A 417-nucleotide genomic window follows, 5' to 3' on the forward strand; every position below is an offset into this window, starting at 1 on the left:
GAGGCCCTCGATCCGTTAAATGGGATTTTTCATCATACATTAAATTAGAAAAATCAGATTTCTTACTATAAAGTGTATTTAATTTTTTCGAAATTTCCGAAGAAACTTGATTATAATTTTCGGCACTCCAACGGCTCCATTCGTTATATAAACGAACCCGTTGCTTTTCCCAAACGCGTTTGAATTGTTCGGCGGTATTGACGGTTTCGAATTGGCCGCCACCCGCTTCTGCTACCGCTAACAGCTGCTTTTGGCCACTGTTGTCTACATCAAAGCCGATAATATTCACGACTGCTTTAATATTAGAATCGTGTAGATCTTTTGCAGCCTTAACTGGATCCCCATTGCATGTTTCAATGCCATCACTGACGACATAAATGATATTTTGCCCAGATAATTTGGCTTTTTCAAAATCCT

Annotated in this window: 1 pseudogene; it reads right to left on the reverse strand. The window is 39.1% G+C overall.

Annotated elements, in window-relative coordinates:
- A pseudogene (locus RYX56_RS21285) lies at window positions 1-417 on the reverse strand (hypothetical protein); the annotation flags it as partial.

Source organism: Alkalihalophilus lindianensis, assembly GCF_032843265.1.
GTDB lineage: Bacteria > Bacillota > Bacilli > Bacillales > Bacillaceae_D > Alkalihalophilus > Alkalihalophilus lindianensis.